A 14,159-nucleotide genomic window follows, 5' to 3' on the forward strand; every position below is an offset into this window, starting at 1 on the left:
GAGCAGATGAAACGCCAAATAACGAAGGTGATGCGAATCACTGTATGCAGGTTACACCTACATGTAACCCTTTCAATGGAGAGTCGCTGGCATGAATAATCTATCCCGTCGCCGATTTCTGAAGATCAGTGCCGGCACCATGGCAGCGGTGGGCACGCTGGAAACAGCCGGGCGCGTCATCGCGGGCACGGAAAACCCGCCGCTCAGCGGCATTCGCACAGTCCCCACCTTCTGCAACGTCTGCTTCTGGCAGTGTGGCGCCATTGCCAGCGTGCGCGACGGCAAGCTCTGGAAGATTGAAGGTCACCCTCTCGATCCCCTGTCACATGGACGTCTTTGTCCTCGCGGCACCGGTGGAATTGGTGCCTATTCTGATCCGGACCGGTTGCGCTCGCCGCTGATTCGCATCACCGAACGTGGCGAGGACAGATGGAAGGCCGTCACGTGGGACGAAGCGCTCACCTTCATTGCCACAAAAATGCAGAAGATCAAGGCCGATCATGGCCCGGAGGCTTTTGCAGCGTTCATCCATGGCCTGGGCGGCACGTTCCTGAAGCAGGTGCTTCGGGCTTACGGCACAAACAACATTGCCGCTCCCTCGTTCGCGCAATGTCGCGGTCCGCGCGATGTCGGATTTACGCTGACGTTTGGCGATGACGCGGGCGCCCTGGAGCGGACTGACATCGAGAATGCGCAATGCATCGTCTTGATCGGGTCGCATCTGGGCGAGAACATGCACAACACGCAAGTGCAGGAATTCGCCACCGCCGTGGGGCGCGGCGCAAGCATCATTGTGGCGGACCCGCGTTTCTCCGTCGCGGCCAGCAAAGCGAAGTTCTATCTTCCCGTGAAGCCGGGAACCGATATCGCTCTTTTGCTCGCGTGGATGAATGTGATCGTTGGCGAGAAGCTTTACGACAAGCAGTACGTCGACAAGTACGGTTTTGGTTTTGAGCAGTTTGCCGCGGAGATTCAGCCCTACACACCAGAGTGGGCATACCCGGAAACCGGCATCGATCCGCAGACGATTCGTGACACCGCCCTGGAGATGGCGCGCTATCGTCCGGCAACGTTGATTCATCCCGGCCGTCATTCCAGTTGGTATGGTGACGATGCCCAGCGCGGGCGAGCGATAGCCTTGCTGAATGCGCTGATGGGCAGTTGGGGGCGTAAAGGCGGACTGTATGCGCCGTCAGCCATGGATATTCCGGCCTATCCTCATCCGCCTTATCCCACCCCCGGAAAACCCGAAGTGGATAATCCCGACAACAAGTTTCCCTTCGCGAATGAGAACATCAGTACCGGAATTCGCGCAGCGACAATTTCCGGCGAGCCTTACCCGATCAAAGGCTGGCTCGTGTATGCCACCAATCTGATGTATTCATTGCCCAACCAGGCTGAAACCATACGCGCCATCCAGCAGCTCGATCTTTTCGTAGTGGTGGATGTGATTCCCAGCGAGATAGCGGGGTGGGCTGACGTTGTCCTGCCCGAGTCTACGTATCTGGAACGGTACGACGATCTTCATGCAGAGCCGTTCAAACAGCCGTTTATTGCATTGCGCCAGCCTGTAGTGCAATCGCCAGGGGACCAGAAGCCGAACTGGTGGATAGCCAAGAGACTTGCGGAAAAGCTCGGCCTTGGCTCGTACTTCCCTTGGAACGACATCGAGGAGTACCTTGCTACGCGGCTCAAGGCTGGAGGATACAGTTTTGATGACTTGAAGCGCGACGGCATCATCCTGGGTAAACAGCCACCGATCTATTTCGAAGATGGCGCGCCCGCGACGTTCGACACGCCCTCAAAGAAAATCGAGTTCTATTCCTCGCAGTTGAAGCAGGCGGGGTTCGATCCGGTGCCCAAATACACGCGACCAGAGCCTGGGCCGGCGGGTTCCTACCGGCTGTTATTTGGCCGGGCCCCGATGCACTCCTTCAGCCGTACGCAAACTAACCATCTACTCATGGACCTGATGTGCGAAAACTCCGTGTGGGTCAACGCAAATGAGGCCACGCGGCTTGGATTGAAGAGCGGCGACTACGTGCGACTGCGTAACCAGGATGGTGAATTGAGCAGCCGCATCCAGATTAAAGCCACAGAGCGCATTCGACCGGAGTGCGTTTATATGGTGCATGGTTTCGGACATACCTCAAAAGAGCTTCGCTTTGCTTTTGGCAAAGGCGCCAGCGATGCCAGGCTGATTACCCGCTACAAGACCGATCCGCTCATGGGCGGTACGGGCATGAATGTGAATTTTGTGACCATTGAGATGGAGGCCTGACGATGTCGCGCTTTGGCATGGTGCTTGACACCCGCAGATGCGTGGGCTGCCATGATTGCGTCGTGGCCTGCAAGACCGAGAACGGCGTGCCGGAAGGCTTCTGCCGCGATTGGATTACCGAAGAGGTGCACGGCGCATTTCCGACAGTGCAGCTCGAAATCCGCTCCGAGCGATGCAATCACTGCGACAATCCGCCATGCGTATCGTGCTGTCCCACTGGCGCGAGCCACGTGCATGAGCGCGGCGGCGTGGTGCTCATCACGCACGATAAGTGCATTGGCTGCAAAGCGTGCCTGGCTGCATGCCCTTACAACGCGCGCTTCATTCATCCTGACGGCTACGCCGACAAATGCACTTTCTGCATTCATCGCGTTGAACAGGGCTTGAATCCAGCTTGCGTTTCCGTCTGTCCAACGCACTGCATGCACTTCGGCGATCTTGACGACCCGCAGTCCGAAGTCAGCATCCTTCTCAACTCGCGTCCGCACCATGCACTTATGCCCGATGCGGGGACCAAGCCATGCATCTTCTATCTCACGTGAGCCGACATGATTGCATTGACGACACTGACCGAACTTACTGTTTCGCGCCACAATCCGCTGGTTGATCCGCACCTGCATATCTGGGAGTGGCAGATTGCTGTTTATCTGTTCTTTGGTGGAATGGTCGCCGGACTCATGATCATCGCTGGAGTACGCCTGATCGCGCTCCGTCTGCATCAGCGGGAAGCGCTGGTTTGTTGCACGATCGGTCCGCTGATGGGGCTCGCATTCCTGAGCCTTGGCATGTTTACGCTATTCCTTGACCTCTCGCACAAGCTTTACGTGTGGCGGCTTTACACTACGTTTCAAATCACCTCGCCGATGTCGTGGGGTTCTTGGATTCTTCTGCTGGTGTATCCCGCACTAATCGCCAACGCTCTCGCACACCTGCCTGAGGCCATTCCGATCCTCGCCAGACGCTTTCCTGTCCTAGTGACAATCAGTGACTCTATTCTTGCTCGTGCGCAATGGGTCGCGGCAATTGGCATTGCGAACGTGATGATTGGTATTGGGCTCGGCATCTACACGGGCATCCTGCTAGGCGCACTTGGTGCACGTCCCCTCTGGAACAGCGCCGTGCTGGGGCCGCTCTTCCTCTTTTCCGGGCTTTCAACGGCGACGGCGCTGTTGCATGGCATCCTCGTGTTCACCACCCCCGACGAAGATCGTCCTGCCTTTGCAGACTTCCTGCTCTCATCTCTGGCACAACTAACGCAGGCACGTCCGCTCGATCAAAAGGTGGCGCCCGTCCTGGCCCGGGCCGACAACAGCTTTCTTACGATTGAACTTGGTCTGCTCGGCCTGTTCTTGATTGGCCAGCTGACTTCCAGCGGCGTTCACCAGCAAGCGGCCGGCCTTCTCCTGACGGGATCGTATGGGGCAGTCTTCTGGGTCTTCGTCGTGGGTCTGGGCATCCTATTGCCGCTCGTGCTCCAGACGCTTGAACTGCAAAACCGTATCCGTCACACCATCGCGCCGGTGGTTCTCGTGGTATTTGGCGGGATCGCGCTCCGCTTCATCCTCGTTTACGCCGGCCAGGAAAGCCACTGGTTTCAAGCTCTCAACTGACTTCAAGAGATGAGTCCTCTATGAACACTGTCGAACATTCCGCAAAGCCTTATTGGAATTCCTATCTCGCCGGTTTCGGACTTGGCCTGGTCTTACTGGCGTCGTTTGTCATCATGGGCCGTGGCCTCGGTGCTTCGGGCGCCTTCACTACGGCTGTCGCTACCGCTGTGCATCAAGTTGCGCCAGCTCATGCGGAGGGCAATGCCTTCTATGCAGAGTATTTGGGCGACGGCTCGCGTAGCCCATTGAAGGATTGGCTGGTATTCGAGGTTCTGGGCGTTTTCGTTGGTGGATTTCTCTCCGGTGTGCTAGCTAACCGGCTAAAACTCACGGTGGAGAAGGGACCGCGCATCAACACTCTGTGGCGCCTGATCTTTGCATTCATCGGCGGCGCGTTGATGGGCATCGGCGCCAAAATCGCACTGGGCTGCACCAGTGGGCAGGCGCTGACCGGTGGTGCTCTGCTCAACGTCGGCAGCTGGGCCTTCATGATGTGCGTCTTTGGCGGCGCCTACGCAGTGGCGTACTTCTTCAGAAAGCAGTGGATCTGATATGAACGCTCCCTTCTACAAGTTCGGATTCTTCGGCGATGAGGCTAGTTTTATCATCGCTTTCGGCATCGGCATCGGCTTTGGATTCTTCCTCGAACGCGCCGGTTTCGGTAGCGGACGCAAGCTTGCGGCTCAGTTCTATTTCAGGGACCTGAGCGTTCTAAAGGTGATGTTCACTGCCATCATTACGGCAATGACCGGGCTCTACCTTCTATCGCGCATAGGAATGGTGGACCTGTCCCTGGTCTATCTAGTGCCGACATTTCTAGTGCCCCAGATTATTGGCGGCCTTCTTCTCGGGGTTGGATTCGTGATAGGCGGTTATTGTCCTGGAACATCGTGCGTTTCTGCAGCGACGGGGCGCATTGACGGGATGGTCTATGTTCTGGGCATGGTCGCCGGGCTTTTGGGATTTGCAGAGATCTATCCATTTGTGCAGAGCTACGCGCATGCCACGCCGATGGGACAGATAACACTGGCTAAGCTCTTCAACCTTCCGTATGGCTTGCTCGTATTCGCTGTCGTGCTGATGGCATTGGGCGCGTTTGCCGCAGCTGAGTGGGCTGAGAGAAAGATTGGCGGCAAAGATCCTGACCCGGCGGGATCGCTGATCGGGGGGCCATGGCGGATCACTCCAGTTCGTGCCCTTGCACTCGGCCTGGCGGCAATTGGATTCATTGCTCTGTTTGCCGGCGATCCCTACCGCGGCAGTCACACGACAATCGACACGAAAGATCTTGCGATCCGCGTGGGCAAAGGAGGCGATTCCATCCAGCCCGGACAACTTGCTGACTGGATCATTCAAGACCGCAACGATTTCAGAATTGTTGATCTGCGCAGTGAAAAGGACTTCGCAGCCTACCACATTCCCACGGCTCAAAACATGCCGCTGGCTTCGCTGACGCCAGATTTTGCTGCGCACAATGAGAAGCTCATCCTCTGTTCGGGCGAAGGTACAGAGGCGGCGAAAGCATGGTTCCTGCTTGAAGCACAGGGTTATAAATCCGTATATCTGCTCGACGGCGGAATGCGCGCCTGGCAAGAAACGGTTCTGTTCCCGAGGAAACCAGCGGGCGCTGACTTTTTGGCCTTCGAGCGACAAGCGCAAGTGGCAAAGTTTTTTGGCGGCACGCCGCAACTAGATGACGGGGCACCCGGAGTTGCAGCAGAGGCATTGCCGAAACCGGCGCCGCCAGTTCTGCCGGCCGCGTCAGACGCGAACCCACAAAAATCGCAACCCAGGAAGAAGAAAGAGGGCTGCTGAGGTTGGCGGCGATGATTCATTTGGCCATGTCGCGCCACTTCGTTTTCGCAGTTGCCTCGAGGTATGAACATGATGAGCATTCGGCACCTGTACATTTCCACCGGCCATAATTTCTTCGGTCATCATGGTCGAGAGGCAGGGGAGAACCCGATTCACGAAGTGGATGAGATTGAATGCGTGGCGGGACACGGCGTTAGCGGTGACCGGTTCTTCGACTACAAGGAGAATTACAAAGGGCAGATTACCTTCTTGTCTTTGGAGGTATTTGAAGATGTCTGCCATTTGTTAAACGCAGGCACGAAGTCGCCAAGCGTTACACGTCGCAATGTAATTACGCAAGGCGTGAATCTGAATTCGCTTGTTGGCAAGACTTTCACGCTGCAGGGCGTTGAGTTTGAGGGAGTTTGTGAATGCAAGCCATGTTACTGGATGGATGGTGCCATCGCGCCGGGTGCCGAAAAAGCTCTGCAGGGACGCGGAGGATTGTGCGCCAGGATTCTCACTGACGGAACGATCCGTGTAGAGATTTGATTTCTTTAGCTTCCCCAATGTATTCACTCCCGGGCGTTTCGGCATGAAGTCCGCATAGACTGAATTGCGCTCGCCTATTCAACAGGGCTACCATTCGTAGGAGCGCCAATTCTCAGCGCCTGAAACATCAGTTGGCTTCAGGAAACGACATTTCCGCAACCGCTTCCCTGCCGACCGGCGAGCCGGGCCGACAGTGAGGTGGAGACGTTTCGATCGAGACGATGCAATGCACAATGGAGAAATCACCCTTGGTGTCAAAATCCGGATTGTTGGCCGCTCTCATGGCCGTGACATTATTTGTTCAGCATGCAGGCTGGGCACAAGCAACTCCGCAATCCGGCCAGACCTCAGGAATGAAGCAAGCACAAGACGGCATGGCCAATGCAGGCCCTCACAAGGCGGAGTTTGATAGCGAGCACCGCCCGATCACTGCGGGCGGCTTTGTGAAGAGCGGGCCCATCGTGTTTCAGGATGTGGCTGCAGCCGCGGGATTAACAAGCTGGCATCATACGGCCGGAACGCCCGCGAAGCGCCTTATCCTCGAGGCAAAAGGCCCAGGCGTTTGTCTTGTTGACTACGACAATGACGGCTGGCTCGACATCTATCTCGTGAACGGCTCGACCTACAAGGCGCTCGACGGCAAAGAAGCGCCGCCACAGGCCGCTCTCTTTCACAATAATCACGACGGCACATTCACGAATGTAACGAAGACTGCCGGCGTGACGAACGACCGCTGGGGGTATGGGTGCGCGGTCGGGGATTATGACAACGACGACTGGCCTGATATTTACGTGACCAACAACGGCAACAACCGTCTGTATCGCAACAACCACGACGGTACGTTTACGGATGTGGCAGAGAAAGCAGGCGTGACAGTTGGGACATGGTCGACTGGCGCAACGTTCGGCGACTACGACGGCGACGGGAGGTTGGACCTGTTTGTCGACGGCTATGCGAAAATCGACCTGGCCAATCCACCGATTTCTGGAACGAAGGGGTTCGGATATGCGTCCTGCTTATTTCGTGGCGTGCAGGTAATGTGCGGCCCTCGCGGCCTGCCTGGTGAGCACGATCATCTTTTTCATAACAACGGAGATGGAACCTTCACTGACGTAAGCAAGAAGCTGGGTGTCGACGACCCCGGTGGATTCTACGGTCTTGCTTCTTTGTTTGTGGATGTGAACGGTGATGGCAAACCCGACCTACTGGTCGCGAACGATACCTCGCCGAACTATCTATATATGAACAAGGGAGACGGAACCTTTGAGGATCAGAGCTACCTGAGCGGATACGCGCTCAACAAAGATGGTCGCGAGATCGCCAACATGGGCATCGCTGCCGGAGACTACGAGAATAACGGGCACCTCTCCATCGTGAATACCAGCTTCGGCGACGACTACGTTGTTCTTTTCCAGAACGACGGAACGGGTTCTTTCACGGATGTCAGCTATCAGGCTGGACTGGCACAAGCCTCGATACCGTTCGTCAAGTTTGCTGACGGTTTTCTCGACTACGACAATGACGGTTGGTTGGATTTACTGATTGTGAATGGGCATGTGTATCCCGAGGTCGATCAACACCCCGAGTGGGGAACCAGCTATGCTGAGCGCCCACTGCTCTACCACAATTTGAAGAATGGCAAGTTCGATGTAGTTCCTGCAGTAGAAGGAACGGGCCTTGCAGTCGTCAGCGTAGGCCGCGGCGCGGCATTTGGCGATATCTTCAACGACGGCAAAATTGACGTGGTCATCAACAATATGGATGGTGTTCCGGTGCTGCTCCGCAATGTAAATCCGGACCGCCACAAATGGGTTGAACTGAAGCTCGAAGGAGGACCCAAGAGCCCGCGCGACGCGGTGGGGGCCACCGTCTATCTTCAGGCTGGCGGGATCCGGCAACGGGGAGACGTACTGAGCGGCGGCAGCTATCTCTCCAATAATGATTTGCGAGTTCACTTTGGCCTGGGCGATGGAACGGATGCGGGGACTGCCGAGATTCACTGGCCCTCGGGCGCGAAAGAGACGATAAAGCTGCCTGCGGTGGATCGCATCTACACCGTCACCGAAGGTAACGGAATCACTGGCGCTCTCTGCGATGGAAAGCCTTGCGCCGACCCTAAAGGACAGAGCCCAGATCCAATCAAGCCCGCGACGACGATGTCACACTAAACTTTAGGTTCTGGAGGATTTCCCGTTGCAGCATACGTTCAGGCTACTGGCCTTCATCGTAGCGTGGACGCTCGTTGCTCCTCTATCGGCAGACGCGCAGTCGACCAAGCCAGCGAACGAAAGCGCCATGCAGTCTTCCCAGGGCGGAATGGCCAGCGGAGCTCCGCAGGCTGCCGAGTTTGACCACCAGCATCGACCGATTACAGCGGGCGGATTTGTGAAGAGCGGCCCGATCGTGTTTCAGGATGTGGCTGCAGCCGCGGGATTGACGCGCTGGCACCATACGGCGGGCACTCCGGAAAAGCGCTTCATCCTGGAAGCCAAGGGTCCGGGGGTGTGCCTGCTGGACTATGACAACGATGGCTGGCTGGACATCTATCTGGTGAACGGCTCGACCTTCGATGCGCTTGCCGGAAAGGCATCGGCGCCCCATGCCGCCTTATTTCATAACAATCATGATGGGACCTTTACAGAGGTGACGGATAAGGCCGCTGTTGCCAATGACCGGTGGGGGTATGGATGTGTTGTGGGCGACTATGACAATGACGGTTGGCCTGATCTCTACGTGAGCAACTATGGAAAGAACCGTCTCTACCGCAACAATCACGACGGTACGTTTACGGACGTGGCAGAGAAAGCGGGCGTAACCGTTGGGGCATGGTCAACGGGCGCTACCTTCGGCGACTACGATGGCGACGGTCGCCTGGACCTTTTCGTGGCCGGCTACATTCAGTTTGACTGGACCAATCCTCCGATGCCGGGAATGACGGCAATCGGCCTCGATCCTTGCCAATACCGGGGAGTGCCGGTGATGTGCGGGCCCCGAGGACTAAAGGGAGAGCATGACCATCTCTTCCACAACAATGGCGATGGAACGTTTACCGACGTTAGCAAGAAGCTCGGCGTGGACGATCCCAGTGGGCACTACGGTCTTGGAGCGCTGTTTGCCGACGTAAACGGAGATGGCAAGCCTGATCTGCTGGTGGCGAACGATACTTCACAAAACTATCTTTACATAAACAACGGCAATGGAACATTCGAAGACAAAAGCGTTGAAAGCGGATACGCGCTAAATGGCGGCGGAAGCGAAATCGCGAATATGGGTATCGCGGCCGGGGACTACGAGAACAACGGGCACCTTTCCATTGTGAATACCGACTTTGCAGACGACTACGATGTTCTCTTTCAGAACGACGGGACTGGAACGTTCAACGATGAAAGTTATTCGGCTGGATTGATGAAGCCAACCCTTCCCTTCGTGGGCTTCGCCGACGGATTTCTGGACTACGACAATGACGGGTGGAAAGATCTGCTCATCGTGAATGGGCATGTGTATCCGCAAGCCGAAAAGCATCCGGAGTGGGGAAGCAGCTATGCGCAGCGTCACTTGCTTTTCAGAAATTTGAAGAATGGCAAGTTCGATGTAGTTCCTGCAGTAGAGGGAACAGGTCTTGCAGTAGTCAGCGTGGGCCGTGGCGCGGCATTTGGCGATATCTTCAACGACGGGAAGATTGACGTGGTCATCAACAATATGGACGGCGTACCGGTGCTGCTCCGCAATGTAAATTCGGACCACCACCAATGGGTTGAACTGAAGCTTGTGGGAGGACGCAAGAGCCCGCGCGATGCGGTGGGGGCCACGGTCTATCTTCAGGCTGGCGGGATCCGGCAACGGGGAGACGTACTGAGCGGCGGCAGTTATCTCTCTTCCAATGATTTGCGGGTTCACTTCGGGCTGGGCGATGGGACCGATGCAGGGACTGCCGAGATCCATTGGCCTTCGGGTGCGAAGGAGACGATAAAGCTGCCTGCGGTGAATCGCATCTATACAGTCACCGAAGGCAACGGAATTACCGGCGCGCTCTGCGACGGAAAACCTTGCGATTGGAATACTGCTGAGATCAAGCCGGTGAAGGGTGTGCCGCGTTAGAGTTCAGCATCGCAAATCCAGCTTAGGCATTTGATTGGTGACCGGTTCAACGAGAATCGATACACCATTAGGTGTATATTACATCTAGCAAAAGGAATTGCAGGGCATCGTCAGGGAAAGAACTTGCCTGCTAAAACGAGGGACTGGATGAGCAAAATTGGAGTAATGATGTCCGCGGATCGCGCCGAAGGGTTGATGTCTTCGCATTTTGGCAAAGCGGGATGGATCATGATCGTGGATGCGGAGAATCCTGCTTCTGTCTTTGTGAAGAACGAGGCTTTGAACGGCAAAGGCGCAGTGGAGATTGCGATTCGCCAAGGCTGCACCGATGTCATTTTCACTGAGATCGGACATGGCGCCTTTGTTCATTTGCAGGCAGCAGGTATTCCCGGCTGGGTTGCGCCCGAGCGCATCACCGGGCAGCAAGCACTTCAGATGTTCGAACAATTGGCTCTGCAACATGCTGTAGCGTCGACTAAGCAGGGGCAACACCATGTGTGCTGTTGCGCAAAGCGAGAGGGCTCTGAAGCCGCCGCCTGCTGCGGGGCATGAGTCTCAAGACTGTCCAGTTGCGGTTGATCAGCGCATTATCTCCGTACTTGTCCTGACTGCGTTTCGGGGCGTGCCAAGCTTATCAATTCCGCGGTAGATAAGGTGGAATGCGTCTTGCGCTCCTTTTTCCGGCTCGGCATCGCTTTCAGAGAAATTGCCTGTATTTCGAGTACAGGGGCCGGTCACGTTCTGCAAAGCCGCGCACTAACCGAGCTATCTGTCGAGTTCAATAGGGAGATTCCAGTAAAGACGATGCGATACCTGATAGCACTGTTGGCCCTGGCTGGCGTGGTGGTATCTGTGCTGGCGCTGCGCGTGCATTACTCCACTGAGACTGCGCCCTGCGCCATCAACGACAAGTGGGATTGCGGCATCGTGAACCACAGCCGTTTTGCAGAGATTGACCATATACCGGTAGCTGCCGTCGGCATTGCTGGCTATCTAGCTCTAGCGGGGTTAGCGCTGGCGCGGCGGCGAATCCTTGTAGCGATAGCCGCCATTATCGGGCTCGGATTTGCGCTTTATCTAACCCACATTGAGAAAGACGTACTCATGGTATGGTGCCTGTATTGCGTGATCTCGCAGTGCATCATCGCTGTGGAAACGATACTCGCCGTTGGCTGGGTGACGGCGGATCGGATTGAACGAAAGCGTGCGCTGAGCCCCGCGGAATGATCGGCTCAGATGACGAGAGTCAGTCTCCGTAGCTTGATCGCCTTCGTCCTGCCGAACCCGCTGGAATTACCTACAGATGTATCCATCCGGCGCGAACCAACACAAGCGATCCCGTTGCAACGACAATCCAGAGCAGCACTCCCTGCAGCATCGGACGCACGCCGACCTCGCGAAGAGTCTTTTTCGAGAGGCCGGTTCCAATCAGAAAGAGCGTGACGGTAAGCCCGATAACACCGAGATGCTTGAGATTGGGATAGAAGGCCTGGAAGGTATGAACATAGGTGTTGGCCACCGCAGCGAGACAAAAGAACAGGATGAACCAGGGCCACTGAATGCGTGCCTTGCTTTTATTAACCAGGGAAGTTCCGATAGACATCGGCACGATCCATAGGGCGCGTGCCAGTTTGACTGTGGTGCCAACGGCCAGGGCCACCACTCCAAACTTTGCTGTGGCTCCGACCACAGAACTGGTGTCATGAATGGCCAATGCCGACCACAAACCAAACTGAGTCTGTGTCATATGCAACATGATTCCAATCGCAGGGAACGCGAGCAGGGCGATTGAGTTAAGCACAAAGACAGTTCCAAGTGAGACGGCGATTTCCTCTTCAGTCGCATTGGATATGGGCGCGACCGCGGCGATAGCGCTACCGCCGCAGATTGCTGTGCCTGTGGAGATGAGGAACGAGATGCGACTCTTCACGGACAGGAGCTTTCCTAACCCCCAGCCCAGCAGCATGGCAAAGCTGATACTGGCAGCCGTGTAGATGAATCCGGAACGGCCTACACGCAGCACCTGCTGCAGGTCCATGCCAAATCCTAGCCCGACGACGGAAACCTGAAGCAGGAGTTTCGACAGACGCCTGGCGTCCAGATGATAGGGGTGTACGAACGAGAATCCGTAAATAAGGCCCGCTACAAGCGCGAAAGGCGGCGATAGAAGACCGCTGGCCGCAAGGATCAATCCTACGAAAAAGACATTCTTGGACACACATTAAGCTTTGCTGAAACGAAGGGCTACGTCCAAGCAGAAGTTCTCATGCCCTATTTGCGTTTCTTATTGGGACGAGGTTTCGACCACTCTTTGATTCTGGTGGTCTTTCCATCTTTGCCTACAGGAGGAGAGAAACCGACGAGGCTGCCAGGCCCAGACCCGGGGACCGGGAGGCAACACAGGAGCGATGAGAAAGTCGCACCGGCGCAAACAACTTACTGGGGAGAGCGACGCACAGAATCGAACTTCCGCAGAGAATTCTCGATCATCTGAAGACAAATCGGAGAAATCTTCTGCAACCAAGCGTACTCATCGCCAGTCCTGGATTCCGCAGAGATAGCCGCCCATGCGCGCAGCAAGGCCAGCGCCAAGCCCATTTCGGCTCCGGGACGGCATTCTTCTAACCGGAACATCTGACGGTATACCTCGTCTTTTAATCGATTGCTGCGAGCAGGATCCGAACGGTGGGTGCGAGGCACACCCTTTTGAACGCTCATTGCTATCTCTCCCCTTGAACGAGCCAGGAGTATCTGCCCACCTCGGCACTGGCAATTTGCTCGAAGCCGGCGGAACGCAGGCTCTCCATGGCGTCCGATGCATTCACTCGATGAAGAAGGGGTGGGCCGTGCTCGGGGTCGACATCCGCTCTCCAATCGAGGATTGCAACTCTGCCCTCCGGCTTCAGAACGCGGATGGCTTCTCGCAGCACGCCGACCTGGTCCTCGATTTCATGCCAGATATTCGCAAGAAAGAACAGGCTGCAACTGGATTTCGGCAGTATTGTTTGATCAGCCTCCGCGTGAATCAGCTCGACGTTGCGAACACACGCAGTATCTATCTTCTGTCTGAGCAAGGAGAGCATCTCAGTCTGAGCATCGATGGCATAGACTTTTCCAACCGCACCAACAGCGCGCGACAAGGGCAATGAGAAGTACCCGGTGCCGGCACCAACATCGGCGATCGTCTGACCGAGCTGCACGGCTAAGGCTCCGATGACCTCCGCAGGTGGAAGCCAGAGGAGACGCTCGGGATTGTCGAGTCGCCGTGCCTGAGATGCCGGGAAACGCCTGTCGTTCATGCTGGCCTCATTGAGTTGAAAATCAGTTGGCGTTTTTCAATCCCATGGCGCGGAGGATGTTCATGGCCGGGCACCAGTTCGTGAACGCAGACTGCAGAAGGTTGAGTCCGACGAATGCCGTCAGCCAGAGCCAATAAGCGGAAAAGAAGTGGGCCAGCGCAAGAGATAGCAGCACCATCACGCCTGCCATAAGGCGTACACCGCGTTCGACTGTCATGATATTAAGGCTCCTTTTTCAACGTCTGATTGAAATTCGGACTTCGACTGTTGCTTTGAGTGAACCATGTAATAGAGAACAGGAATCGTCGGCCACGAAAGGAAGGTAGACGCAACGGCTCCCGCGATCAGTGATAATGCGAGTCCCTGAAAGATGGGATCAGTCAGAATCACGCTTGCACCGACAACCACTGCGGCCGCAGTTAATAACATGGGGCGGAAGCGAGTGGCCCCTGCATCGATAACTGCATCGGCCAGCGGCATTCCTTCACGAATTCGAAGCTCGATAAAGTCAACAAGGATGATCGA

At 56.0% G+C, this 14,159-nt stretch carries 14 protein-coding genes; 10 read left to right on the forward strand and 4 right to left on the reverse strand.

Annotated features, from left to right (window positions below):
• Window positions 1–91: 91 nt before the first annotated feature.
• The 10 genes from WA354_RS02950 (at window position 92) to WA354_RS02995 (ending at window position 11,562) form a co-directional block, all read left to right on the forward strand.
• The gene (locus tag WA354_RS02950) at window positions 92–2,281 is read left to right on the forward strand and encodes a molybdopterin-containing oxidoreductase family protein (protein ID WP_472811517.1); all 2,190 of its coding nucleotides are present in this window, start codon (window positions 92–94) and stop codon (window positions 2,279–2,281) included.
• Window positions 2,282–2,283: 2 nt separating this feature from the next.
• Window positions 2,284–2,823, forward strand: coding sequence for a 4Fe-4S dicluster domain-containing protein (locus WA354_RS02955; protein ID WP_472811518.1), 540 nt, complete (start codon window positions 2,284–2,286; stop codon window positions 2,821–2,823).
• Between the two features lie 6 nt (window positions 2,824–2,829).
• A complete protein-coding gene (gene nrfD, locus WA354_RS02960) occupies window positions 2,830–3,891 on the forward strand; it encodes an NrfD/PsrC family molybdoenzyme membrane anchor subunit (RefSeq protein WP_472811519.1) in 1,062 nt (353 codons plus the stop codon).
• A 20-nt stretch (window positions 3,892–3,911) separates the two neighbouring features.
• The gene (locus tag WA354_RS02965; protein ID WP_472811520.1) at window positions 3,912–4,442 is read left to right on the forward strand and encodes a YeeE/YedE thiosulfate transporter family protein; all 531 of its coding nucleotides are present in this window, start codon (window positions 3,912–3,914) and stop codon (window positions 4,440–4,442) included.
• Window position 4,443: 1 nt separating this feature from the next.
• A complete protein-coding gene (locus tag WA354_RS02970; RefSeq protein WP_472811521.1) occupies window positions 4,444–5,706 on the forward strand; it encodes a YeeE/YedE thiosulfate transporter family protein in 1,263 nt (420 codons plus the stop codon).
• A 69-nt stretch (window positions 5,707–5,775) separates the two neighbouring features.
• Window positions 5,776–6,237 (forward strand): MOSC domain-containing protein, encoded by a 462-nt coding sequence (locus WA354_RS02975; protein ID WP_472811522.1) that lies wholly within the window; start codon window positions 5,776–5,778, stop codon window positions 6,235–6,237.
• Window positions 6,238–6,590: 353 nt separating this feature from the next.
• Window positions 6,591–8,405 (forward strand): CRTAC1 family protein, encoded by a 1,815-nt coding sequence (locus WA354_RS02980; protein WP_472811523.1) that lies wholly within the window; start codon window positions 6,591–6,593, stop codon window positions 8,403–8,405.
• A 127-nt stretch (window positions 8,406–8,532) separates the two neighbouring features.
• Window positions 8,533–10,335, forward strand: coding sequence for a CRTAC1 family protein (locus WA354_RS02985; RefSeq protein ID WP_472811530.1), 1,803 nt, complete (start codon window positions 8,533–8,535; stop codon window positions 10,333–10,335).
• A gap of 147 nt (window positions 10,336–10,482) precedes the next feature.
• The gene (locus WA354_RS02990; RefSeq protein WP_472811524.1) at window positions 10,483–10,887 is read left to right on the forward strand and encodes a NifB/NifX family molybdenum-iron cluster-binding protein; all 405 of its coding nucleotides are present in this window, start codon (window positions 10,483–10,485) and stop codon (window positions 10,885–10,887) included.
• A gap of 252 nt (window positions 10,888–11,139) precedes the next feature.
• Complete coding sequence (locus WA354_RS02995; RefSeq protein WP_472811525.1) at window positions 11,140–11,562, forward strand: vitamin K epoxide reductase family protein; 423 nt, start codon at window positions 11,140–11,142, stop codon at window positions 11,560–11,562.
• Window positions 11,563–11,632: 70 nt separating this feature from the next.
• Here WA354_RS02995 and WA354_RS03000 read toward each other — a convergent pair whose 3' ends face one another.
• The 4 genes from WA354_RS03000 to WA354_RS03015 form a co-directional block, all read right to left on the reverse strand.
• A complete protein-coding gene (locus WA354_RS03000; RefSeq protein ID WP_472811526.1) occupies window positions 11,633–12,553 on the reverse strand; it encodes a YeiH family protein in 921 nt (306 codons plus the stop codon).
• 502 nt (window positions 12,554–13,055) lie between these two features.
• On the reverse strand, window positions 13,056–13,634 hold the full coding sequence (locus tag WA354_RS03005) for a class I SAM-dependent methyltransferase (RefSeq protein ID WP_472811527.1): 579 nt from the start codon (window positions 13,632–13,634) through the stop codon (window positions 13,056–13,058).
• A 22-nt stretch (window positions 13,635–13,656) separates the two neighbouring features.
• Window positions 13,657–13,851, reverse strand: coding sequence for a YgaP family membrane protein (locus WA354_RS03010; RefSeq protein ID WP_472811528.1), 195 nt, complete (start codon window positions 13,849–13,851; stop codon window positions 13,657–13,659).
• The coding region (locus WA354_RS03015; protein WP_472811529.1) for an efflux RND transporter permease subunit at window positions 13,848–14,159 on the reverse strand (312 nt) is incomplete at its 5' end. The genes WA354_RS03015 and WA354_RS03010, both read right to left, overlap by 4 nt.

Origin of the sequence: Occallatibacter sp., assembly GCF_049802275.1 — a bacterium.
Lineage (GTDB): Bacteria > Acidobacteriota > Terriglobia > Terriglobales > Acidobacteriaceae > Telmatobacter.